Consider the following 23,722-nt stretch of genomic DNA (forward strand, 5'->3'; position numbering starts at 1 on the left):
CCCTGGATCAGACCGTTGCGCCGATCGTTTCGGTCAGCACGTCTTCGAGGATGGCGAGTGCTTCGTCGAACACGGCTTCCTGAATGGTGAGCGGGAACAGGAAGCGCACGACGTTGCCGTACACGCCGCACACGAGCAGCAGCAGGCCGCGTTCGAGCGCGCGCGTCTGCACGCGTTTCGTGAATTCCTGATCCGGTTCGTCCGAGCCGGGCTGGCAGAATTCCACGGCGACCATGCCGCCGGGGCCGCGCACGTCGGCGATCTGCGGCACTTCCTGCTTCAGCGCGTTGAGCTTCGCCTTCAGCTTGTCGCCGAGCACGTTGGCGCGCTCGCACAGCTTTTCATCGTCGATGATGTCGAGCACCGCAAGCGCCGACGCCACCGCGAGCGGATTGCCCGCATACGTGCCGCCGAGGCCACCGGGCGCGGCGGCGTCCATGATGTCCGCGCGTCCGACGACGCCCGACAGCGGCATGCCGCCCGCGAGGCTCTTCGCCATCGTCATGAGATCGGGCACGACGTCGTAATGCTGCATCGCGAACAGCTTGCCAGTGCGCGCGAAACCGGTCTGCACTTCGTCCGCGATCAGAAGAATGCCGTGCTCATTACAGATTTTTCTCAACGCGCGCACGAAGTCGAGCGGCGCCTGATAGAAACCGCCTTCGCCCTGAACCGGTTCGAAGATGATCGCCGCGACGCGCTTCGCTTCGATATCGGCCTTGAAGAGATGCTCGATGGCGCGCAGCGAATCGGCGACCGAGACGCCGTGCAGCGGATTCGGGAACGGCGCGTGGAAGACGTCCGACGGGAACGGCCCGAAGCCGATCTTGTACGGCGCGACCTTGCCGGTCAGCGCCATGCCCATCAGCGTGCGGCCGTGAAAACCGCCCGTGAAGGCGATCACGCCCGGACGGCCGGTCGCGACGCGCGCGATCTTGATCGCGTTTTCGACGGCTTCCGCGCCCGTCGTGAAGAACGCGGTCTTTTTCGGATGATCGCCGGGCGCACGGGCGCTGATTTTCTCGGCGAGAGAAACGTAAGACTCGTAGGGAACGATCTGATAAGCCGTGTGCGTGAAGCAGTCGAGCTGCGCGCGGATCGCCTCGACGATCTTCGGGTGACGATGACCCGTGTTGCACACCGCGATGCCGGCCGCGAAGTCGATGAAACGGCGGCCTTCGACGTCCCACAGCTCGGCGTTTTCGGCGCGCGCCGCGTAGAAATCGCACATCACGCCGACGCCGCGCGGCGTCGCGGCGTTCTTGCGGGCTTGCAGGTCGGCGTTTTGCAGAGTGTTGCTCACGGTGTGGTTCTCCTTCGCGCGGCGCGCGTTGTGGTCGGTCGAGTCGATGTGTGGACTATAGTAAGATTTGGCTCTTGAGTTCAGAGCCATTTCAATAAATCTATAGGAGCCAATCCGATGCGGGCGAGCGTGCTGTCCGACTGGCTGGCGCAACGGCTCGACCGCGGCAACGGTCAGCCGATTTATCGGCAACTGCACCGGCTGTTACAGCAGGCGATCCTGTCACGCGAACTGCCGGCCGGGACCAAGGTGCCGTCGTCGCGGCTGCTCGCGGCGGAACTGGGCGTCGGGCGCAATACTGTCACGCAGGTGTACGAGCAACTGGCGCTCGAAGGCTACGTGTCGTCGGCGACGGGGCGCGGCACGTTCGTCGCCGACAGCGCGCCCGACGAGATCGTCTTCGATGAAAGGCCGTCGCCCATCGAGATCGCGCCGGCCGCGCTCTCGACGCGCGGCGAACGGCTGATCGCGGGCGCGGGCGTCTCGAAGCGACAGGGCGGCGCGTTCATGCCGGGCGTGCCCGACGTGTCGCGCTTTCCGGCGCGCGTCTGGAGCCGGCTGCACGCGAAATACTGGCGGCGGCCGCGCCCCGATCTGCTGACTTACGCGCCGGGCGGCGGGCTCGCTTCGCTGCGTCACGCGCTCGCGGATTACCTGCGCACGTCGCGCTCGGTGCAGTGCTCGCCAGAACAGATCGTCGTGACGACGGGCATCCATCAGTCGATCGACCTCGCGGTGCGCCTGCTCTCCGACGCCGGCGACACCATTTGGACCGAGGACCCGTGCTATTGGGGCGTGAGAAGCGTCTTGCAGGTGTCCGGCCTCGATTTGAGAGCGATCCGCGTGGATTCTGAAGGCATCGACCCGTCGCCGGAAGATCTCGCGAATCCGCCTAAACTGATGCTCGTGACGCCCTCGCATCAATATCCGCTCGGGATGGTGATGAGCCTCGCGCGGCGCCGGATGCTGCTCGAATTCGCGCGCCAGCATCGCTGCTGGATCATCGAAGACGATTACGACAGCGAGTTCCGCTACGGCAGCCGGCCGCTCGCGTCGCTGCAGGGGCTCGACACGGCGGGGCAGGTGATCTATGTCGGCAGCTTCGGCAAGACGCTGTTTCCGGGCTTGCGGATCGGCTATATCGTCGTGCCGGAGGCGCTGGCGGCGAGTTTCGCGACGGCGTCGGCCGAGTTGTATCGCGAAGGGCAACTGCTCCAGCAGGCGGTGCTCGCGGAGTTCATCGCGGAAGGGCATTTCACCTCGCATATCCGGCGCATGCGCGCGCTGTACGGCCAGCGGCGCGAACTGATGCTCGCGACGATCGCGAAGCGTTACGGCGGAACGCTCGATATCGTCGGCGGCGACGCGGGGCTGCATCTGGTGCTGCGCCTGCCCGATCACGTCGACGATCGCGCGGTCGCGGCCCGGGCGCTGGCGGAAAACATCGTCGTGCGGCCGCTGTCGGGGTATTTCGCGCGACGCGACAATGCGCAGTCGGGGCTTCTGATCGGCTATGCGTGCGTGCCGGACGAAGAAATCGAGCCGGCGTTCGAGACACTGGCGGGGGTGATCGACGGGTTTATCGGCTGAGTGTGACGACTGGCGCAGAAATTCCGTCTGTTGGATCATGTGCGCTTCGGCCGACAAGCCGCCGCACCGACTCCGACAAAAAGGTTTCCCCGATGACTCTCGCTTCCCGCTTCACCGAAATCGCCGATCTCGCCGACGACGTCCCCTCGCTGCGCGACATCCGCCATCACATCCACCAGCATCCCGAACTCGCCTACGAAGAACTGCAAACCGCGGCGCTCGTCGCGGAGAAGCTCGAGCAATGGGGCTGGCAGGTGACGCGCGGTGTCGGCGAGACGGGCGTCGTCGGCACGCTGAAGGTGGGCGAGGGCACGCGCAGCATCGGCCTGCGCGCGGACATGGACGCGCTGCCGATCGTCGAGCAGACCGGCAAGCCATACGCGAGCATGACCCACGGCAAGATGCACGCATGCGGCCACGACGGCCACACGACGATGCTGCTCGGCGCCGCCCGCCACCTCGCGCGCACGCGGCGTTTCAGCGGCACGGTGCATCTCTATTTCCAGCCGGCGGAAGAATACGGCGTGCCGAGCGGCGCGCAGAAGATGATCGCGGACGGCCTCTTCGACCGCTTTCCCTGCGACGCCGTATTCGGCGTGCACAACCATCCGGGCATGCCGCCGGGCACGTTCCTGTTCCGCAAGGGCGCGTTCATGGCGGCGGGCGACAAGGTGACGATCACGATCGAAGGCGTCGGCGGCCATGCGGCGCGCCCGCATCTGACGGTCGATCCGGTCGTGGTGGCGTCGAGCGTCGTGATGGCATTGCAGACGGTCGTCGCGCGCAATGTCGATCCGTCGCAGCCGGCCGTGGTGACGGTCGGCTCGATGCACGCCGGCACGGCGAACAACGTCATCTCGAATTCAGCGAAGCTGGAACTGAGCGTGCGCTCGTTCAGCGAAGAAGTGCGCGCGCTGCTCAAGCGCCGCATCGCGGAACTGGTGCAGGCGCAGGCCGCGAGCTACGGCGCGACGGCCGTGGTGGCCTACGAAGAGGGCTATCCGGTCGTCGTGAACACGGACGCGGAGACCGAATTCGCCACGCAGGTGGCGCGCGAACTGGTCGGGGAGGAGAACGTCGTCGCGAACGCGGACATCCTGATGGGCAGCGAAGACTTCGCGTTCATGCTGCACGAGCGTCCGGGCTCGTTCCTGCGCATCGGCAACGGCGCGGGCGAGGACGGCTGCATGGTCCACAACCCGCACTACGACTTCAACGATGCCAACCTGCCGATCGGCGCGGCCTACTGGACCCGTCTCGTCGAAAAGTTTCTCGCGCAATAATTTTTATAAAACTTTATGCGCATAACGCTCGAAGGCGTCATGCGCATGTTCCGCGCGGCGCTCAGGCTGGCAGCGAGAAGCTTTCGATCGCGTCGCGCAGCACGTCGACCTGATCCTTCAGCGAGTGAGCGGCGGCCGCCGCTTCTTCGACGAGCGCGGCGTTCTGCTGCGTGACCTGATCCATCTCGACCACCGCGCGGTTCACCTGCTCGATTCCGGCGCTCTGCTCACGCGACGCGTGGCTGATCTCGTCGAGAATCTCGTTGACGCGGCGCACCGACTGCACGATTTCGCCCATCGTCGAGCCGGCGTTCGTCACGAGCGAGGCGCCTTCCTCGACCGTCTGCGTCGAGGTTTCGATCAGTGCCTTGATTTCCTTCGCCGCCGTCGCCGAACGTTGCGCGAGGCTGCGCACTTCAGCCGCAACCACCGCGAAGCCGCGTCCCTGTTCGCCGGCGCGCGCCGCTTCGACCGCCGCGTTGAGCGCCAGGATGTTCGTCTGGAACGCAATGCCGTCGATCACGCCGATAATATCGCCGATCTGCTTCGAACTGTCGGTAATGCGCGTCATCGTGTGGATGACGTCGGCGACCACGCTGCTGCCGCGCGTCGCGACGTCCGCCGCCTGTTCGGCGAGGCGCGCGGCCTGCGTGGCGCTGTCGGCATTCTGTTTCACGTTCGCCGTCATCTCGTCCATGCTCGACGCGGTTTCGACCAGCGCGGCGGCTTGTTGCTCGGTGCGCTGCGACAGGTCCGTGTTGCCCGCCGCGATTTCCGACGCGCCGACGTTGATGTTTTCCGTGCCGTTGCGAACGCGCGAAACCGTCTCGACCAGGCCGCTTTGCATCGACGAAAGCGCGTAGAGCAGGCTCGACGTGTCCTTCTCGTGGACGTGGACCGGCGTCGTCAGGTCGCCGCGCGCGATGCGGTGCGCCGCGCTCACCGCGAGTTCCAGATCGCCGCCGAGATTGCGCTTGATGCTCTTCAGCACCAGCAGCATCGCGACGGTCGCGAGCACGCCGAGCAGCGCCGTGATCCCGAGCCAGCGCAGCGCGCTCGCGTAGAACGCGGCCTGCACGTCGTCCATGTACATGCCGGTGACGAGATACCAGTCCCACGGCGCGAAGCGCTGCGAATAGCTCATCTTTGCGACCGGTTTGTCGTAGCCCGGCTTCGGCCAGAGGTAGTTCACGAAGCCGCCTTTCTCGTGATTGCCCGCCTTGACGATCTCGACGAAGAGCTTCGTGCCTTGCGGATCGGCGAAATTGGAGACGTCCTGGCCGTTCATTGCCGACTTGATCGGATGCATCACGATGGTCGGATGCGAATCGTTGATCGAGATATAGCCGTCGGTGCCGTAGCGCATCGAGGCGATCACTTCGAGGGCCTTCTTCTTCGCTTCGTCCTCGGTGATCGTGCGGTTCGCCGCGAGCGTCTGGAAATGCGAGGCCACGCTGTGCGCCTGGCCGATCAGCGTCGTCAACTGGTCGCGCCGGTCTTCGATCATCGACGCGCGGTTCTGCCACGCGCCGATGATCCCGATGGCGATCAGGCCGATCCACAGCACGGCGATCATCGAGCCGAGCTTTTGATTCAACGTCAGTTTGTTCATGTTCCGCGAGCCGCCTCATTGTCCGGGCGCGGCGAAATGCCGCCGCGCATGAGGGCATTACGGCAAACGGCGGCGCGGATGTAGGGGCGGGGAAACCCCTAGCGGGCGTTGCGGCAGATTCTTTCGTCCGATTCGGCGCTACATCGCGCGGCTAGATCGGATCCTTGTCGGGCGGGGCGTCCGGGTGCTGCGGCTCGTCCGGGCGATGGCCGGGCGAAGGCGGCGTGAGCGGATCGGCTTCAGGGTCGCGGTTCGGATCGGCGATAGGGTCCGGAACGGGCGTAGTCTGCATCTCGAAGTTCATGGTCTCGCACTCGTTGGGTGGGAAAGGCGCTGGCCGGCGCTAGGCCGCGTCGTGCAGCGCCGGGGTGTGCAGCGTGAAAGGGTCGCCCGGATGCGCGCTGTCCTCGCGCGCGAGCGCGGCGCGGGCTTCGATCGCGACCGCTTCGCTCGTCGCGTCGCCGTGATGTTCCTCCAGCGCGATCAGCGGCGTGCCGAGCGCGCGTGCCGCCGCCACGGGCGAGGGCGTCGCGGCGTCGTCGGAGAGGACGAGGCGCGCATCGCCGATCAGCCGCGTCAGCGTTTCCGGCGACATCGTGCCGGCCAGAAAGAGCGCCGCCGTCTGCATCGCGCCGAGCACGGCGCCGGTGCGCTCGGGTTCGAGCGCATCGCCGACGATCGCGATCTGCCAGCCGTCGGCGCCGAGCTGGTCCGCGACTTCCGCATAGCGCTCGACGGGCCACGCGGGCGTGGCGCCGTGACTGCCCGGATGAATCAGGACGAGCCGCTGTCGCTCGAGGCCGTGGAACGTCACGAGTTCGTCGTAATCGGCATCGGGCCGCGCGGGCGGGGGCGCGCTGGCGCGGGGGGCGGCGGGGGCGTCGGGCATCAGGGCGAGATTGTCGGACAGCGCGTTGAGGGAACGGGATCGCATCGTGGCTCCTGCTCTGGAGTGACGGTTGGGACCGCCCGGGGACGTCGCGCGTCGCCTCGGGCAGCCGATTGCCTCAGCACGTGTCGTGCCCGCGCCTGTTTCGAGCGCGCGGGCGTCTGACTACGATGACGACCGCGCCATCGCCCGGACAGTCACCGGGACCGCCTTGCCCGCCGGCACCTTGGCGCGCTTCGCGTGATGCGCGAGCGGAATCAGCGGATTGCACTCCGGGTAGTAGCTCATCGCACAGCCCGCCGGGATGTCGAACGCGTGAACCCGCAAGCCGTCGACCTTTCGTTCGACGCCGTCGTTCGAGACCGTCTCGACCGTCACGGCTTCGTCTTCCGTCAGGCCGAGGCGCGTCATGTCGTCGCGATTCATCAGCAACACCTGTCGGGTATTGAAGACACCGCGAAAGCGATCGTCAAGGGAATAAACCGTCGTGTTGAACTGGCTATCGCCGCGCGTGCTCATGAGGCGCAGCGTGCGCTCGCCGTCGAACGACATGTCGGGGTCCTCACTCGTGTCCGGCGGCGTGATGAAATTCGCCTTGCCGGTCTTCGTCTTCCATTCGCGCCGGGACGCGGCGAGCGGCCGGTGAAAGCCGCCCGGCTGCGACATGCGCTGGTTGAAGTCCTTGAACTGATCGGGATAAGTGCGCTCGATGGCATCGCGCACGAGCGAATAGTCGCCCAGCCACGCGTCCCAGTCGACCGAACCGCTTTGCGGCGTGAGCGTCGCCTTCGCGAGTCCCGCGACGATCGCCGGCTCCGACAGCAAATGCTCGCTCGCGGGCGCGGCGAAACCGCGCGACGCGTGGATGCAGGCGGTGCTGTCCTCGACGGTGACGATCTGCGCGCCGCTTGCCTGCTGGTCGACTTCGATGCGCCCGAGACACGGCAGCAGGTACGCCGCGCGCCCGTGCAGCAGATGGCTGCGGTTCAGGTGCGTCGCGATCTGCACAGTGAGCGGCAGCTTCCTCCACGCGGGTTCGAGTACGCCGTGGTCGGGCGTCGCGCGCGCGAAGTTGCCGCCGAGGCCGATGAACGCATCGACGGTGCCGTCGCGCACGCCTTCGCACGCATCGACGGTGCTCATGCCTTCGTCGCGCGGCGGGTCGAAACGGTACATCTCGGCGAGCTTGTCGAGCGGCACGAGCGACGGCTTTTCCGTGATGCCGACCGTGCGCTGTCCCTGCACGTTCGAGTGTCCGCGAATCGGGCAGATGCCCGCGCCCGGCTTGCCGATGTTGCCGCCGAGCAGCATCAGGTTGGTGAGCATCTGCACGGCGAGCACGCCTTCGCGATGCTGCGTGATGCCCATACCGTATAGGATCATGACGGCTTTCGACTTCGCGTATTCGGTGGCGGCGGCTTCGAGCGCGGAGCGCGTGAGGCCGCTTTCCACTTCGATGTCGCGCCAGTTCGCGGCGCGCATCGCGTCGGCGAAGGTGTCGAAGCCGTGCGTGTGTTCCGCGATGAACGCGGCGTCGAGCACGCGCGGCGCGCCTTCTTGTTGCGCGCGGTCGTCGGCGTCGATCAGCGCCTTGCAGATGCCGGTGACGGCCGCGATGTCGCCGCCGATTTTCACCTGATGGTATTGCGTGCTGATACAGGTTTCGTCGGGCGTCAGCATCTGTCCGGGTGACTGCGGATTCGCGAACGACACGAGCCCGCGCTCCTTGATCGGATTGAACGTGACGATACGCGCGTGGCGTTCGCGCGCGTCCTGGAGCGGATGCAGCATGCGCGGCGCGTTGGTGCCGGTGTTGTGGCCGAAGAAGAAAAAGCAGTCGGTATGCTGGAAGTCGTCGAGCGTGACGGTGCCGACCGGCACGCCGATCGTCTCCGGCAGCGCCACCGACGTGCTCTCGTGACACATGTTCGAGCTGTCCGGCAGGTTGTTGGTGCCGTACATGCGCGCGAAGAGCTGGTACATGTACGACGTTTCGAGCGACGCGCGCCCCGATGTGTAGAACACGACGCGCTTCGGATCGAAGCCGCGCAACTGCGCGCCGATTTCGTCGAAGGCCCGCTGCCACGGGATCGGCAGATAGCGGTCGGTGGCGGCGTCGTAGCGCATCGGTTCGGTGAGACGCCCTTGCGATTCGAGTTCGAAGTCGGTCCAGGCTTCGAGCGCGGCGAGCGTGTGATGCTGGAAGAATTCAGGCGTCACGCGCTTGCTCGTCACTTCCCAGGCGGTCGCCTTCGCGCCGTTTTCGCAGAACTCGAAGAGATGGGGATCGGCGGGCTTGGCCCACGAGCAACTGACGCATGCGAAGCCGTCGGGCTTGTTCTGATGCATCAGGATGCGCGAGCCGTTCACGGCGACGTGCTCCTTCAGCAGGATCGACGCGACCGCTTTCGCGGAGCCCCAGCCGCCGGCCGGATGACTGTACTTCTCGATGCGCGGGAGCTTGCTCATTGCGGTTTTCTCCACGTGGATGCAGGTTATTCGTGGATTAGCAATAAACAGGCTCGCCGGACGGCGCACGCGGCGGTCAGGAAAACGAAAGCCGCCGGCCCTCAGGAGCAGGGCGGCGGCTTTCAATGGGTGAAAGGTGGCGTCCGATTCGGCGCTCAGGTCTCCCCATTCCCCTCGTCCACCGGCAACATCTTCGGCACGAACGCTTCGGCGCGCTCACGGATCGCGTCGATTTCGCCGGTCACGAAGGTCCGGTTGTCGGCGGCGAGCGCGCTCTGATACGACGCGCCCTCCGGCACGCGATGCAACAGCGCGCGCAGTTCGCCTTGCGTCGTCTGCTCGACGGGTTCGAAGTTGTAGAGCTTGAGCATCAGTTCCGCGCGCTCGTGGAGCACGAACAGGCACCCGGCGAACACCGCGACGCCCAGCACTTCCTGCGCGCCGAAGCGGAAATCGCCCGGCACCGGCGAGAACGGCAGCCACAGGATCACGGCGAGGCCGGCGAGCGCCAGCGCGATCGTCGCGTTGAGCAGGAAACCGGTGCGCGCGACGATGCGGTCGCGTTCGGCGCGAAGCTGTCCCGCCGATTTCGGCACGAGCGCGGCGCGAGGTTTCTGTTGACGGAGTTCGGAGAACGGAAGGGCGGCCATGTGAGCGGTATGCCTCGGTAGCGGACGGTAACGATCGTATTAACGCCTCGCTTACAGGAACGTTGACGCGGGTTACGTCCTGTTGCACCTGAAGCATCCGGAAAAACTCACGCCTTGAAAGGCGTCCTCACGCTGGCCGTCCCTTCGGCGATCTGGTTCGCGAACACGAGCGCCTCGACGATCGTCCCGAGCACTTCGTCGCGCATCTTCGGGTCCATCACGCGCAGCGCGTAGGTCGGATGATAGGTCGGCACGATGAGCCGTCCGCGATGCTCGATCGTCTTGCCGAGATACTCCGAGAGCGCCGTGCGATGGCCCGTCAGCGACTTGAGCGCCGTCGCCCCGAGCGCGACGACGACCTTCGGCGCGATCCGCGTCAGTTCTTCGTCGAGCCAGTAGCGGCAGGCTTCGCGCTCGCGCTGCGCGGGCTGCTGCGGCAGGCGCTCCTTGCCCTGCGATTCCCATTTGAAGTGCTTGAGCGCGTTGGTCAGATAAAGCGACTCGCGGACAAGCCCCGCTTCCTCGATCGCCTGATCGAGCAGCTTGCCCGCCGGCCCGACGAACGGCCGGCCCGCCAAATCCTCCTGATCGCCTGGCTGCTCGCCGACCAGCATGATGCGCGCATCGGCGGGACCGGCGCCCGGCACCGGCTGCGTCGCGTTGCGCCAGAGCGCGCAGCGCTTGCAGCCGTCGAGCGAGGCGGGCTTCGTTTTCAGCGACGGCCCGTCGAGCGGCTCCATGTCGATCGCGACTTCCATCTCCGGCGGCACGTTGCGCGCGCGGCGATCGCGGCGCGCGACGGGATCGGCGCGCGCGATCAGCGTGGGATCGCTTTTCGCGTCCGGGCGGCTCTTCCAGTAGCGCACCGGCATGTGCGACGCCATTTCCGCCGCGTGCGCGACGGCCGGCGCGAACGTGCTTTCGTAGTACGCGAGCCAGAGCGCTTCGATCGCGTCGCCGCTGACCGCCTCGCCCGGCGACGCCAGTTCGGTCGGTTTCGGCTCCGGCTCGCTCGTGCGGTCGACGCGCAAGAGGGCGCCGTCCCAGAACGCCGCGCCGTGCGGGGTCGCGATCATCCAGGTGGCGCTGCCCATGCGCGTCGCGAAATCGAGCGCGGCGTGCTCCAGCAGGTCGTGCACCGGCTCGAACCAGCTGATGAACTCGGGCGGCCCGAGCGACGGATCGCGATGCCGGAAGCGCAGGAACTTGTGCATGCGCTCTTCTTCGGCGCGCACGTCTTCGATCATCCGGTTGAAACGCCGGCCGTCGGGATCGTCGGGGGAAACGACCGCGCGATCGCCCTGCGTCCAGCGCCAGAGCACCTTGTAGAGGAACGGCCAGCGGTCGCGCACGCGACAGCACGCGGCCGTCTCCAGCCGCTCCAGAAAGCCGCGCGCGATCTTCACGGGCGGCGGCGCGCCCGGTTCGGCGGATTCGTCGAGCGTGCCGAACACCGTCGCCGATGCCGACGCCTCCCGCCACAGCAGCCCCTCCGGCGACACGCCGCGCGCGAGCAGATCGCGCGCGGCGCTGCGCCAGGAGGCAAACGAAGGTTCGATGACGACGCTGTTCATCGGCAGGTCACAGGCGGGTTGACCGGATTGAAGTACTGTATATGCATACAGTTATTCTAGCGATGCCAGCGCCGTCGCCGCAACTTTTTTGAGAGGGATCCGGCCCCGTTGACGCTTTTGTCCGCACACCGTCCCGACTATTTTGCGACAGGAAACAGTGGGAATGGCCTTTGCTGTAAGCCGTGCATCGCGGCCGCCGGGGCGGCTCGCCGGACCATACGAACGGAGTCAACAATGCTCGGCATCATTATTCCGGCCCACGACGAGGCGTCGCACATCGGGGAATGCGTGACAAGCGCACGGCGCGCTGCGAATCACCATCAATTGCTCGGGGAGGAAGTGCGCGTGATCGTCGTGCTCGATGCCTGCACCGACGACACGGGCGCCATCGCCGGGTCGCTCGGCGCGGACGTGACGCAGATCGACGCGCGCAACGTCGGCATCGCGCGGGCGCACGGGGCCGAGCGGGCGCTCGCGCTCGGCGCGCGCTGGCTCGCGTTCACCGACGCCGACAGCATCGTCGCGGACGACTGGCTCGTGCAGCAGCTCGATTGCTGCGCCGATGCGGTGTGCGGCGTGATCGGCGTGCACGACTGGTCGCCGCATATCGCCGCGGTGCGCGAGCATTTCGGCAAGACCTATACCGACGCGGATGGGCATCGGCATATTCACGGCGCGAATCTCGGCGTGTCGGCGCATGCGTATGTGCGCGCGGGCGGATTTCCGCCGCTGGAATCGAGCGAGGATGTCGCGCTGGTGGAGGCGCTGATCGCGAGCGGGGCGTGCATCGAATGGAGCGCGGCGCCGCGCGTGGTCACGAGCGCACGCACGGATTTCCGGGCGAAAAAGGGCTTCGGCGCGACGCTGGTGGAAGTCGGCCGGCGGTATTTCGGGGCGGGGGCCGCGCCGGTCGTGGATGGTTCGGGGGTGCTGGCGGCTTAGGTCTTCAGCTTGCCGACAAATCGCCGGGCACATCCACGTCCCGCAGGATGTTCGGATCGTCGACGTCGATCCGACGCACCGGATTGAGCGCAAGCAGCGAGCGCGCGCCCGCGTCGCCGTCGAGCGTACTCAGCGCCTCGCGGTGCGCGCGGCCAAAACCGACCGGATGCCCGCGCTCGCCGCGATGATACGGCGCGACCAGCGTCGTCCCGCCATCGAGCGCGCGCGCGACGGCTTCGATCGTCCGCGGCGCGATCCACGGCATGTCGCCGAGCGCGACGATCCAGCCTTCCGAGTCGGATCGCGCCCTGACGCCGGCCGCGAGCGTCGCGCCCATGCCGCGTTCGGCATCGATCACGAAGATTACGGCGCAGCCGGCATCGTTGAGGACATCGGCGAGTTTTTCCGCGCCGGGCCGCACCACCGCGACCACCCGTTCGACCACCGAAAGCAGGCGCCGCGCGGACTGGAACACGACCGGCGTGCCGTCGGGAAGCGGCGCGAGCAACTTGTTCTGGATGCCGGACGGATCGAAGCGCGTGCCGAGACCGGCGGCGAGCAGGATGCCGGTCGCATTCGATGAATAAGTCATGGCCGGTCGTCCGCGTGGAAGGATGCGTCGATTGTGCAGTGCGTCGAAGGGCCTCGCAAGGGGGCGCGCGCCCCCTTGCGGTTACACCGTCGGCTTCGGCAAGACTTTGTCGAGCGTCACGGGCAGATCGCGCACGCGCACGCCGGTCGCGTGATAGACCGCGTTCGCGATCGCCCCCGACACGCCCGTGATCCCGATCTCGCCGATCCCCCGCGCGCCGAGCGGATTGATGTGCGGATCGGGCGGCCCGACGAACGAGATGTCGAGTTCGCCGATATCGGCATTCACCGGCACGTGATATTCGGCGAGGTTCGCGTTCGTATAGCGGCCGTAGCGCGCGTCGAGATCGCTTTTTTCCAGCAGCGCCGAGCCAATCCCCCACACGATGCCGCCCATCAACTGGCTGTGCGCCGTCTTCGCGTTGAGCAGCGTGCCGACGTCGTACACGCCGACGATGCGCGCCACGCGGATCGTGCCGAGGTCTTCGTCGACGTGCACTTCCGCGAACACCGCGCCGAACGAGTGAAACGAATACTGCTGTTTCTCGCTGCCCGGCTTGACGGTCGCCGTCGCCTCGATCGGCCGGCCGCCGTTGCGCGCGATGACCGCCGCCGCCGGATCGCGCTTCGAAGGCGTCGAGCGGCTGACGACCCAGCCGTTGTCGACCGTCACGTCGTCGCGCGGCGCGCCCGCGAGCGGCGAGCCGGCATCCGCGAGCGCCATCGCGATCAACTGGTCGCGGGCCTGCGTCGCCGCCGCCTGCACCGCCGGCGACACGCTCGCGGCCGACTGCGATCCTCCCGACACCGGCGCCTTCGGCAACGACGAATCGCCGAGCGCGAAGCGCACGTTCTCGGGCGCGAAGCCGAGCGAGTCGGCGGCGACCTGCGTCATGATCGTGTAGGTGCCGGTGCCGAGATCCTGCGTGCCGGAGGCGACCATCGCGGTGCCGTCGGGCAGGATGCGCGCGATCGCGGACGCCTCGCTGCGGTTCGCCGGATAGGTCGCGCTGGCGACGCCCATGCCGATCAGCGTGTGGCCGTCGCGCATCGAACGCGGCTTGGGGTTGCGCCGCGCCCAGCCGAACTTCCCGGCGCCCGTCTCGTAGCACTCACGCAACGCCTTGCTCGACCACGGCTTCTTTTCCTGCGGCTCGTTTTCCGCGTAGTTCTTCAGTCGAAACGCGAGCGGGTCCATGCGCAGCTGATACGCCATCTCGTCCATCGCGGATTCGAGCGCGAACGAGCCGCTCGTCTCGCCGGGCGCGCGCGTGAAAGTCGGCGTGCCGATGTCGAGCTTGACGAGCTTGTGCGACGTCGATTGGTTCGGCACCGCGTACATCATCCGCGTGACGATCGCCGAGGTTTCGGTCCAATCTTCGAAGGTCGAGGTGGTCGAGATGACGTCGTGGCGCATGCCGGTGAGCGTGCCGTCCTCGCGCGCGGCCACCTGGATGCGCTGCTCGGTGAACGGCCGGTTGCCAATGATGCCCCACATCTGCGGACGTTCGAGCACGAGCCGCACGGGGCGCCCGGTCTGCTTCGCGGCCATCGCGGCGAGCACGACGTGCGACCACACCGAGCCCTTGCAGCCGAACCCGCCGCCGACGAACGGGCAGATCACGCGCACGTTCGCTTCGGGAATGCCAAGGATCTTTGACACCGCGCCCTTCGCGCCCGACACGCCTTGCGTGGCGTCGTAGAGCGTGAGATTCGGGCCGTCCCAGCGCGCGAGCGTCGCGTGCGGCTCCATCGGATTGTGATGTTCGTAGGGCGTCGTATAGACGGCGTCCAGCCGCGTCGGACCTTGCCGCAAACCGGCTTCGGCGTCGCCGCGCGCGGTGTTCACCGGACGGTTGTTCATCTTCTGCGGCGGATAGGCCGACGCCTTCGCGCGCTGGAAATCCGCGTTCGGCGCGGCGGCTTCGTAGCGCACCTGCACCTGGCGCGCGGCATCGACGGCGCGTTCCAGCGTATCCGCGACCACCACCGCCACCGGCTCGCCGCTGTAGCGCACCTCGTTGGTCTGCAAGAGCGTGAGCTTGCGCACGGCGGGCGGTTGCGCGTCGGGATTGCCGCCGTTCGGCAGGCGCATCGCCGTCTGGTAGGTCATGACGAGCAGCACGCCGGGCAGCGCCTCCGCCCCCGCGGTCTGGATCGACGCGATCCGGCCTTTCGCGATCGTGCTCGTCACGATGACCGCGTGCGCGAGCATTGATTCGGGGTTGTCGGCCGAATAGCGTGCCTGGCCGGTGACTTTCAGCACGCCGTCGGTGCGGTCGAGCGGTTTTCCGATGACGCTCATGCTGCACCTCCTTGCGCTGCGGCTTGTTCGACCGCGCGCACGATCGCCCGCTGCGCGAGTTCGACCTTGAACGCGTTGTCGCGATACGGCTTCGCCTCGCGCACCGCGAGCGCGGCCGCGCTGTGCAGCGTCGCGCGCGAGAGCGGCTTGCCGGCGAGCATCTGTTCCGTCTCGCTCGCGCGCCACGGCTTGTGCGCGACGCCGCCGAGCGCGATGCGCGCCGTCTTCACGGTGTCGCCTTCCATGTCGAGCGCGGCCGCGACGGAAACCAGCGCGAACGCGTAGCTCGCGCGGTCGCGTACTTTCAGGTACTTCGCGTGCTGCGCGAAGCGCGGCGGCGGCAAATCGACGGCGGTGATGAGTTCGCCCGCTTGCAGCGTCGTGTCGAGATCGGGCCGCTCGCCCGGCAGACGATGGAATTCGGCGATCGGAATCGCGCGCTCGCCTCGCGGACCGGACACGCGCACGACAGCTTCGAGCGCCGCGAGCGCGACGCTCATGTCGGACGGATTGGTCGCGATGCACTGCGCGCTCGCGCCGAGGATCGCGTGGATGCGGTTGTTGCCTTCCAGCGCCGCGCAGCCGCTGCCCGGCGTGCGCTTGTTGCACTGGGGAAAGCCGGTGTCGTAGAAGTAATAGCAGCGCGTGCGCTGCATCAGGTTGCCGCCGACCGTCGCCATGTTGCGCAGTTGCGCCGACGCGCCCGCCAGAAACGCCTGCGAAAGCAGCGGATAGCGCTCGCGCACCCACGCGTGGTTGGCGGCGTCGCTGTTGCGGGCGAGCGCGCCGATGCGCAGTCCGCCGTCGGGCAGCGGCGTGATGCGGTCCAGGCCGTCGATATGCGTGATGTCGACGAGCTTCACCGGCCGCGCGACGCCGCCTTTCATCAGGTCGAGCAGGTTGGTCCCGCCGCCGATAAACACGACGCCCGGCTGGCTCGCCGAGCGGATTGCCGCGGCCGCGTCGGGCGCGCGTTCGTAGGAGATCGCGTCCATGTCGTCTCCTAGGCTTTGTTCGACGCCACGGCCGACACCGCCGCGACGATGTTGGTGTACGCGCCGCAGCGGCAGAGGTTGCCGCTCATGCGCTCGCGGATTTCGTCGGCGGAAAGCTGCGGCGGACGCGCGCGGACGTTCGCGGTCACCGCGCTCGCATCGCCCGCGCGGTATTCGTCGAGGAGAGCGGTTGCCGAACACAACTGCCCGGGCGTGCAGAAGCCGCACTGGAACGCGTCGTGTTCGATGAAGGCGCGCTGGACGGCGCTCAGGTTCTCGCCGGATGCGAGGCCTTCGACCGTCGTCACCGATTCGCCGCCGTGCATCACCGCGAGCGTCAGGCACGAGTTGATCCGCTTGCCGTTTGCGATGACCGTGCACGCGCCGCACTGGCCGCGGTCGCAGCCTTTTTTCGTGCCGGTGAGGCCGGCGTATTCGCGCAGGGCGTCGAGGAGCGTCGTGCGCGCTTCGAGCTGCAGCGCGTAAGGACGGCCGTTGATCGTGAGATGCACCGGCATCAGTGGCGCGGCGGCGGGCGGGGGCGCGACCGCTGGCGTCGCGGCCGCCTGCTGCTGGGCGCGCGCGAGCGGCGCGGCGCTGACGGCTACCGTCGCGGCCGCGGATTGCAGAAAACGTCGGCGGGACGGTTTCTGCGCGTGCTCTTCGTTGCGTGGGGGATTCTTCTCTTTGCTGTCGGACATGGCGATACGACGCTCCTCGCTCGGTCGAATGGGCGCTGCGCTGGCTGGCTCGTCGGGCGCGAATGCGGAGCGTGCGTCGGGCGCGCTGGCTGATGGCGGCGCTGATGCGGCGCGCCTTGGAGACGGGCGCGCCGCGACTTACGGCAGCGAGCAAGTCCGATGCCATGCGCGCGCATGCAGCGTGCGCGTCGACCGCGACTATTTGTTCGCAGGTAAATGCTGCATCGAGCGGTAAATTCGCACAACGGGCGAAGGATTCGCATGTCGGCGGCGAAAGTGGCGCGACCGGCTGTTGTTGGTCTGTTGCCGGGCGGCGGTTTGCTGCGCGTCAGGTTCGCGTCATTCTCGTCGGTTAGTTCATCTGACGGTACACAGGCGCACCGCGCGCCATGCGCGCCGGTCCGTATGGATCGGGATTGCCGTAGCGCGGAATGGTGCCGTCGGAGCGGGCGCGCGCGAGGTCGGCGCGAACCTGCGCACGGGTGGCCGGAGCGTTGGCGGTCGCCGTGCCGCCGGTCGCCGGTGTGCCGACCATGTCCTCGTAAGTGTTCATCTGGGCGTAGCGCTTCGGGTCCTGGTTCTGTGCGGCTGCGGCCGTCGAACCGGCGGCGAGCACGCAGACCGTGAGCCATGTCGTCAACTTCATGATCGTCCTCCTTCGATGGCGGCGAGGGTCGTCGCTCCTTCGTTATACGCGCCTAAAGGACAAACGGATGTGTCTAATATTGCAACTAACGGTCAATGCCATCGGCATCCGCGAATGGCTGGCGATCCGAAGCATCGAGGATCAACTGGGTCGAGCAGAAGGGCCACAGAAAAACGGGGCGACCCGCGCCCCGTACTAGATTGTTTACACGCCGGTAGAACTCAAAGAGCCGCCGGATAGGGCGCCTTCAGCCATTTCGTCGACAGCGTGTTCAGCGTGCCGTCCTTCTTCGCCTGCGCGATGGCCGCATCGACTTCCTTCAGCAGGCGTGGCTCGTTCTTGTTCAACCCGACGTGATCCGGCGAGCTGAACAGCGAGAACTTCTGCTCCGGCTGGATCGGCGGATTGCGCGCGATGATCGTCGCGCCGACGTCGTTGCCGACCACCATCAGTTGCGCCTGTCCCGACAAAAACGCGGAAATCGCGCCGTTCGGATCGTCGAAGCGCTTGATCGTCGCGCTCGGCGGCGCGACCTTGCTCACGCTCAGGTCCTCCAGCGTGCCGCGCGCGACCGCGATCGTCTTGCCCGCGAGATCGGCCGTGCTCTTCACCGGCAGCGACTTCGGCCCGAACACCGCGAGGTAATAGGGCGCATAGGGCCGCGAAAAATCGAGGATCTTCTCGCGCTCGGGCGTCTGGCCGACGGAGAGCAGCATGTCGGCCTTGTGCGTCGCGAGATACGCCATGCGGTTTTCGCCCGTGATCGCCACCAGTTCGACCTTCGCCTTCAGCGCGCGGCCGAGGTAGTCGGCCATTTCGATGTCGTAGCCTTGCGGCTTCATGTCCGGTCCGATCGAGCCGAACGGCGGATAGTCCATGAACACGCCGATTCGCACGACGCCGTTCTTCTGGATCGTATCGAGCGCGTCGGCGTGAGCGGGCGACGTGAACGCGGCGAACGAGGTGGCAAGGGCGAGCGTCGCGCACAACTGGGCGGCGAGGCGGGAAACGCGTTTCGTCATGGTGAAGACCTGAAGTGTGAGCAAGAAGGGAAGGTCGATGCACTCTAGGCACGCAAAAATCGCGTCACAATCGAATTGTGCGCATGCCAGCCATGCGCCGCGCGCATGGCTCTACTTGATGAGGCCGAGCGCCTCGCGGAACTCCGGACGCCGGCAGGTGCCGAGCCAATTGAAGATCGCGGTTTCGGTCGTCGTCAGGCGCGCGCCCTCCTGCGCCGCGCGCGTCAGCGCGATCGCCCGGTTGGCTGGATCGCGCGAGCCGACGGCATCCGCGACGAGTTCCACGCGGTAATCGAGCCGCAGCAGGCCGAGCGTCGTGAGCAGCACGCAGACGTGCGTCTCCGCGCCCGCGACGACGATCACGCACTCGTCCGGCGAAGGCAACGCGGCGACGAAGGCGTCGTTGAGCGTGGCGTCGAAGGTATGTTTTTCGATCACGCGCTGATTGGGCACGAAGAGTCCTTCGACGCTCGCGCCGAGTCCGCGCGGATTCTGCTCGGTCGCGAGCACCGGCACGCCGAGCAGGCCGGCGGCGCGCACGAGCGCGTGGCAATGGCGCGAGAGCGTCTCGCCGGCGTCGATATGCGGCAGCAGGCGCTGCTGCATATCGATCACGAGCAGCATCGCTTCAGGTTTCACTTTCCATGATCCGGTCGATGAGCCGCGCGTTTTCGCCCGCCGAACCGATGCCCGCGTGCTTTGCCATCGGCACGAAGAAATGCATCGCGACCGGCAGCTTCGAGCGTTCGAGCCAGCCCGTCAGGTGCGCGTTCAGGCGATGCGCCGGCGCCTTCAGTTCTTCGCGCAGCACGGCGGGCAGCGTTTCGAGGTGCTTCATTTCCGTCTGATACGGCTCGGGCGCGACGCAGAGCGCGTTCGGCCGGCCGTCGACATCGACGGGAAGTCGCTCCAGCGCCTGATGCAGGAGCGCCACGCCGAGCCCTTCGCCGCGCCACGGCTTTCTCACTTCCCACATGCTGATATAGACCACGCGATGCTCGTTGAACACGCGGCACAGGTCCGGCCCGAGCGCTTCGGCCGCGGCGAGCGCGAGCGAGAGCATCTCGCCGGAATAGGTGTCGAGCACGTAGACGAGGTCCGCGCTGCTGTGGATCGGCGGCACTTTCACGAGCTTCAGTTCGACCGCCGCCGCGACGATGTCCGTGCCCGCCTCGTGGAACACGGCGAACGCGGTGCCGAGCCGTTCGTCGTCGACTTGCGGATATTCGTGGCGATAGGTCATCGTGAAGAGAAACGGGCCGATCTTCTCCCGGTACGCGAGCGGCCGGTCGACGTCGTAATCGCTCGTGCCTTCGAGGCCGTAAGGATCGTAGTCGCGCTTCTCGCGGTTTTCGCCGGGCTCGCCCGATTTCAGCGCCACCAAGGGCCGCCGCGATTCGGGCACGAGGTCCTCCGGCAAGCCTTCCCAGGCGAGGCGCAGGAACTCGCGGCCGCCGCGATAATGCGTTTCGAAGAGCGCGATGACCTGCTGCGCCGCCACCGGATCGACGATTTTTTGCACGCAGTCGAGCGCGCGGTCGAGCAACTGGTCGGCTTCTTCCGGATCGGGCGCGGGATGCGGCTCGCCGGGTCCGGGCGTCGCCGGCAGTCCTTCTGCCGCGCGCGCCCGGCGCGTGAGGTCGAGCCATTCGTCGGCGGCGCGTTCGGCGAGAAAGCCCGCCGCGATGCGGTAGCCGGCAAGCACGATCGACTGGCCGGTGTCGCCGAGAGGGAACACGTACTCGTCGGAGAGCGCATCGTCGACGGTGACCGCGCGGAAGGTTTCGCGCGGCGATACCGCGTTCGCCGCGGAATCGAAGCGGTCGTGCGACAGCACATGGGCGACGAGATCGGATGCCGTCGGACCGAAATCGGACTCTACGCCGGGAAGCAGCTTCAGCAAGGACAGGTTGCTCATGTAGGCCATCTCCGTGACGTGGGTGTACATCGTAACAAACCGTCAGGCGGACCGCCGCGCCACGTTCGGCGGCATTCAGGCGCCTCGCTCGCGGGTCGCGGCGCGCGGGTTGCTAGCGGAACAGTCGATCCTGCATGGGGGACGAGGCATGGTTACGGTTCAGGAAGGAGGGTGCGCGTGCGGCGCGGTACGGTTTCGCGTCGGCGCGGCGCCGCGCCGCGTCGGCATGTGCCACTGCATGACGTGCCGCCGAATTCACGGCTCGGCGTTTGGAGTCTATGCGGTTTTCGAGCGCGGCGACGTGGAGTTTTTCGGCCGCACCGAGGCGTGGCGAAGTTCCGACGAGGCGCGGCGGCATTTTTGTCCCGTCTGCGGATCGGTGGCGTACATGGAGTATCTGGCGACGCCGGAAATCGACTTGCCGCTCGGCGCCTTCGATGAAACCGGTATCTACGAGCCCGGCTACGAACTCTGGTGCCGCCGTCGCGAGCCGTGGCTGCCGCAAGGCGTGCGCACGGAATTCGAAGAGGACCGGCCGTGACCCGGTGTCGTCTGCGATGACCGCCGGGCGCGTGCGGATCGGCCTCTCGGGCTGGCGTTACGATGGCTGGCGCGGCGTGTTCTATCCGCCGAAGCTCGCGCAGGCGCGAGAACTGGAATTCGCGTCGCGACAGGTGCAAACCGTAGAGATCAACGGCTCGCATTATTCGCTGCAAAGCGTGAAAAGCTATCGCGCATGGCACGACGCGACGCCGGACGGCTTTATCTTCAGCGTCAAGGGACCGCGCTATCTCACCCACATGCTGCGATTTCGCGACGAAACCGCGACGCCCGCGCTGGCGAACTTCCTCGCGTCGGGCGTGCTGGCGCTCGAACGCAAGCTCGGTCCGTTTCTCTGGCAGTTTCCACCGAACTTCGCGTTCGACCCCGACGCGTTCGAACGCTTCCTCGGTCTGCTTCCGAAAGACACAGTGTCGGCCGCTCAATTCGCCGCCCGGCACGATGCCCGCGTGAAAGCGCCGTGGTTCGACGTTCGCACGAAGCGCGCGCTGCGTCACGCCATCGAAATACGCCATCCGAGCTTTTGCTGCGAGGCATTCGTGCGTCTTCTGCGACGGTACCGGGCGGCGCTCGTGGTATCGGATTCGGTCGCGGACTGGCCTTACGCCGAAGATCTGACTGCCGACTTCGTCTATGTGCGGCTGCATGGCACCGAAACGCTCTACGGCGGCGCCTACACCGACGCCGCGCTCGACGGCTGGGCGTCGCGCATCGGATGTTGGGCGAGCGGCGGCCAGCGCGCCGACGCCCGGCTGATTTCATCGGTGGCGCCTCGTCGCCGCGCGGGCCGCGACGTATTCTGCTACTTCGACAACGACAAGAAAGTCCAGGCGCCTTTCGACGCCCGCCGGCTGATCGAGCGGCTGCAACCGTGACGCGCCCGGCGCGCGGCAGTAACGCCCCGTGACGAGACCGCGGCCGGCGCGCAGGAACCGGCCTCGCCGTGAAGAGTCCGAAGAATTGCATTCGGCGCGGGAAAATACGACGATACATCCGCGCGGTCGCTGAGCGCGTTGCCTTCGCGGGCAATCTGAATGCGTGGCATGGCAACTCGGGCAGCCTTCTACTCCAGTACCAGCGAGGAGCATCGAACTATGGCGAAGCAACCGGTGAGCGGCAGCGACAAGAACCATCCCGAAGGCGCGACCTGCGTGGGCGCGTGCAACCCGGCCGACGAAATCGAAGTGGTCGTGATGCTGCGGCGTCAGGACGAAAGCGGCTTCAAACAGTTGATGGCGAAGATCGACGCGGGCGAAGCCGAACCCGTCGCGCGCGAGGCGTTCGAAAAACGCTTCGGCGCATCGAAGGAAGACGTCGAGAAGGTCGAGAAATTCGCCGCGCAGTACGGTCTGAAAGTCGCGCGCTCCGATCCGGGCTCGCGCAGCGTCGTGCTGAAGGGGACGATCGAGCAGTTCCAGAAAGCGTTCGACGTCAAGCTCGAACGCTTCGAACATCACAATATCGGCGAATTTCGCGGGCGCACCGGGCCTGTCAACGTGCCCGACGACATGCACGACGCCGTCACCGCCGTGCTCGGCCTCGACAGCCGTCCGCAGGCGCGTCCGCACTTTCGCTTTCGCCCGCCTTTCAAGCCCGCACGCGGCCTTGCGCCCGCGTCGTTCACGCCAGTCGATCTCGCGCGCCTCTACGACTTCCCCGACGGCGACGGCGCCGGCCAGTGCATCGCGATCATCGAACTCGGCGGCGGCTATCGCACGAGCGACCTCACCGCGTATTTCTCGAAGCTCGGCGTGAAGGCGCCGAAGGTCGTCGCGGTCAGCGTCGATGAGGCGAAGAACGCGCCCACCGGCAATCCGAACGGTCCGGACAGCGAAGTGACGCTCGACATCGAGATCGCCGGGGCGATCGCGCCGGGCGCCGTGATCGCCGTCTACTTCGCGCCGAACAGCGACTCCGGTTTCGTCGATGCCGTGAACCGCGCGATCCACGATGCGACGCACAAGCCGTCGGTCGTGTCGATCAGCTGGGGCGGCCCGGAGTCGATGTGGACCTCGCAATCGCTCAGCGCCTTCAACGACGTGCTGCAAACGGCCGCCGCGCTCGGCGTGACCGTCTGCGCGGCGTCGGGCGACAGCGGATCGAGCGACGGCGTCGGCGACGGCCAGGATCACGTCGATTTCCCCGCGTCGAGCCCGTACACGCTCGCGTGCGGCGGCACGAGCCTGTCGGCGTCGGCGAGCGGCATCGAGCAGGAAGTCGTCTGGAACGACGGCGATCAGGGCGGCGCGGGCGGCGGCGGCGTGAGCGGCGCGTTCGCGCTGCCGGTCTGGCAGAAAGGGCTCACGCTCGCGCGCACGGGCGGCGGCCACACGCCGCTCGCGAAACGCGGCGTGCCCGATGTCGCCGGCGATGCCTCGCCGCAGACCGGCTACGAAGTGCTGATCGGCGGCAACGAGACGGTGGTCGGCGGCACCAGCGCCGTAGCGCCGCTGTGGGCCGCGCTTCTCGCCCGCATCAACGCGATCAACGGGAAACCGGCCGGCTTCGTCAATCCGAAGCTGTATCGCGCGAAGACGGCCTGCCGCGACATCACGGAGGGCAACAACGGCAGTTTCGCGGCCGTGGCGGGCTGGGACGCCTGCACGGGACTCGGCAGCCCGGACGGGGCGAAAGTGGCGGCCGCGCTGAAATGACCGCGCTGGATTAACGG

General features: G+C 67.1%; 21 protein-coding genes. 6 read left to right on the forward strand and 15 right to left on the reverse strand.

What is annotated here, in order from left to right:
• Nucleotides 1–7: 7 nt before the first annotated feature.
• On the reverse strand, nucleotides 8–1,291 hold the full coding sequence (locus QCE48_RS22655; protein ID WP_309783760.1) for a 4-aminobutyrate--2-oxoglutarate transaminase: 1,284 nt from the start codon (nucleotides 1,289–1,291) through the stop codon (nucleotides 8–10).
• A 129-nt stretch (nucleotides 1,292–1,420) separates the two neighbouring features.
• Between QCE48_RS22655 and QCE48_RS22660 the strand changes: the two genes are divergently transcribed.
• Both QCE48_RS22660 and QCE48_RS22665 read left to right on the forward strand, forming a co-directional pair.
• Complete coding sequence (locus QCE48_RS22660) at nucleotides 1,421–2,893, forward strand: PLP-dependent aminotransferase family protein (RefSeq protein WP_309782286.1); 1,473 nt, start codon at nucleotides 1,421–1,423, stop codon at nucleotides 2,891–2,893.
• 92 nt (nucleotides 2,894–2,985) lie between these two features.
• Nucleotides 2,986–4,176: a M20 aminoacylase family protein gene (locus tag QCE48_RS22665; protein WP_309782287.1), complete on the forward strand. Its 1,191-nt coding sequence runs from the start codon at nucleotides 2,986–2,988 to the stop codon at nucleotides 4,174–4,176.
• A gap of 61 nt (nucleotides 4,177–4,237) precedes the next feature.
• On the opposite strand, the gene QCE48_RS22670 is transcribed toward QCE48_RS22665, so the two are convergent.
• From QCE48_RS22670 to QCE48_RS22695, 6 genes are all read right to left on the reverse strand, one after another.
• Nucleotides 4,238–5,779, reverse strand: a complete 1,542-nt coding sequence (locus QCE48_RS22670; protein ID WP_309783761.1) for a methyl-accepting chemotaxis protein — start codon at nucleotides 5,777–5,779, stop codon at nucleotides 4,238–4,240.
• A gap of 160 nt (nucleotides 5,780–5,939) precedes the next feature.
• Complete coding sequence (locus QCE48_RS22675) at nucleotides 5,940–6,092, reverse strand: hypothetical protein (protein WP_165829924.1); 153 nt, start codon at nucleotides 6,090–6,092, stop codon at nucleotides 5,940–5,942.
• Nucleotides 6,093–6,131: 39 nt separating this feature from the next.
• Nucleotides 6,132–6,722, reverse strand: a complete 591-nt coding sequence (locus QCE48_RS22680) for a glycosyltransferase family 9 protein (protein WP_309782289.1) — start codon at nucleotides 6,720–6,722, stop codon at nucleotides 6,132–6,134.
• Nucleotides 6,723–6,842: 120 nt separating this feature from the next.
• Complete coding sequence (locus QCE48_RS22685) at nucleotides 6,843–9,146, reverse strand: FdhF/YdeP family oxidoreductase (protein ID WP_309782290.1); 2,304 nt, start codon at nucleotides 9,144–9,146, stop codon at nucleotides 6,843–6,845.
• A gap of 155 nt (nucleotides 9,147–9,301) precedes the next feature.
• On the reverse strand, nucleotides 9,302–9,796 hold the full coding sequence (locus QCE48_RS22690; RefSeq protein ID WP_309782291.1) for a hypothetical protein: 495 nt from the start codon (nucleotides 9,794–9,796) through the stop codon (nucleotides 9,302–9,304).
• 107 nt (nucleotides 9,797–9,903) lie between these two features.
• On the reverse strand, nucleotides 9,904–11,370 hold the full coding sequence (locus tag QCE48_RS22695) for a UdgX family uracil-DNA binding protein (RefSeq protein ID WP_309782292.1): 1,467 nt from the start codon (nucleotides 11,368–11,370) through the stop codon (nucleotides 9,904–9,906).
• Nucleotides 11,371–11,604: 234 nt separating this feature from the next.
• Between QCE48_RS22695 and QCE48_RS22700 the strand changes: the two genes are divergently transcribed.
• The gene (locus tag QCE48_RS22700; RefSeq protein ID WP_309782293.1) at nucleotides 11,605–12,312 is read left to right on the forward strand and encodes a glycosyltransferase; all 708 of its coding nucleotides are present in this window, start codon (nucleotides 11,605–11,607) and stop codon (nucleotides 12,310–12,312) included.
• 4 nt (nucleotides 12,313–12,316) lie between these two features.
• Here the strand turns inward: QCE48_RS22700 and QCE48_RS22705 are convergent, their stop codons facing one another.
• The 8 genes from QCE48_RS22705 to QCE48_RS22740 all read right to left on the reverse strand — a co-directional run bounded on the left by QCE48_RS22705 (nucleotide 12,317) and on the right by QCE48_RS22740 (nucleotide 20,490).
• Nucleotides 12,317–12,904, reverse strand: a complete 588-nt coding sequence (locus QCE48_RS22705; protein ID WP_309782295.1) for a nucleotidyltransferase family protein — start codon at nucleotides 12,902–12,904, stop codon at nucleotides 12,317–12,319.
• Between the two features lie 81 nt (nucleotides 12,905–12,985).
• Nucleotides 12,986–15,208, reverse strand: coding sequence for a xanthine dehydrogenase family protein molybdopterin-binding subunit (locus tag QCE48_RS22710; protein ID WP_309782297.1), 2,223 nt, complete (start codon nucleotides 15,206–15,208; stop codon nucleotides 12,986–12,988).
• Nucleotides 15,205–16,203, reverse strand: a complete 999-nt coding sequence (locus QCE48_RS22715; RefSeq protein WP_309782298.1) for a xanthine dehydrogenase family protein subunit M — start codon at nucleotides 16,201–16,203, stop codon at nucleotides 15,205–15,207. The genes QCE48_RS22710 and QCE48_RS22715 overlap by 4 nt, the downstream gene beginning before the upstream one ends.
• Before the next feature lie 8 nt (nucleotides 16,204–16,211).
• Nucleotides 16,212–16,904, reverse strand: coding sequence for a 2Fe-2S iron-sulfur cluster-binding protein (locus tag QCE48_RS22720; RefSeq protein WP_309782299.1), 693 nt, complete (start codon nucleotides 16,902–16,904; stop codon nucleotides 16,212–16,214).
• A gap of 352 nt (nucleotides 16,905–17,256) precedes the next feature.
• Nucleotides 17,257–17,550: a DUF4148 domain-containing protein gene (locus tag QCE48_RS22725; protein WP_309782301.1), complete on the reverse strand. Its 294-nt coding sequence runs from the start codon at nucleotides 17,548–17,550 to the stop codon at nucleotides 17,257–17,259.
• A 221-nt stretch (nucleotides 17,551–17,771) separates the two neighbouring features.
• On the reverse strand, nucleotides 17,772–18,572 hold the full coding sequence (locus QCE48_RS22730; protein WP_309782303.1) for a transporter substrate-binding domain-containing protein: 801 nt from the start codon (nucleotides 18,570–18,572) through the stop codon (nucleotides 17,772–17,774).
• A 111-nt stretch (nucleotides 18,573–18,683) separates the two neighbouring features.
• A complete protein-coding gene (locus QCE48_RS22735) occupies nucleotides 18,684–19,211 on the reverse strand; it encodes an isochorismatase family protein (RefSeq protein WP_309782306.1) in 528 nt (175 codons plus the stop codon).
• Complete coding sequence (locus QCE48_RS22740) at nucleotides 19,201–20,490, reverse strand: inositol monophosphatase (protein ID WP_309782307.1); 1,290 nt, start codon at nucleotides 20,488–20,490, stop codon at nucleotides 19,201–19,203. The genes QCE48_RS22735 and QCE48_RS22740 overlap by 11 nt, the downstream gene beginning before the upstream one ends.
• A gap of 148 nt (nucleotides 20,491–20,638) precedes the next feature.
• Between QCE48_RS22740 and QCE48_RS22745 the strand changes: the two genes are divergently transcribed.
• The 3 genes from QCE48_RS22745 (at nucleotide 20,639) to QCE48_RS22755 (ending at nucleotide 23,705) form a co-directional block, all read left to right on the forward strand.
• Entirely contained in the window at nucleotides 20,639–21,031 is a 393-nt protein-coding gene (locus tag QCE48_RS22745) for a GFA family protein (RefSeq protein ID WP_309783763.1), read from the forward strand.
• Nucleotides 21,032–21,047: 16 nt separating this feature from the next.
• On the forward strand, nucleotides 21,048–21,926 hold the full coding sequence (locus QCE48_RS22750; protein ID WP_309782309.1) for a DUF72 domain-containing protein: 879 nt from the start codon (nucleotides 21,048–21,050) through the stop codon (nucleotides 21,924–21,926).
• 219 nt (nucleotides 21,927–22,145) lie between these two features.
• Nucleotides 22,146–23,705 (forward strand): S53 family peptidase, encoded by a 1,560-nt coding sequence (locus QCE48_RS22755; RefSeq protein ID WP_309782311.1) that lies wholly within the window; start codon nucleotides 22,146–22,148, stop codon nucleotides 23,703–23,705.
• Nucleotides 23,706–23,722: the final 17 nt, after the last annotated feature.

This window comes from Caballeronia sp. LZ024, assembly GCF_031451455.1.
GTDB classification, from domain to species: domain Bacteria; phylum Pseudomonadota; class Gammaproteobacteria; order Burkholderiales; family Burkholderiaceae; genus Caballeronia; species Caballeronia telluris.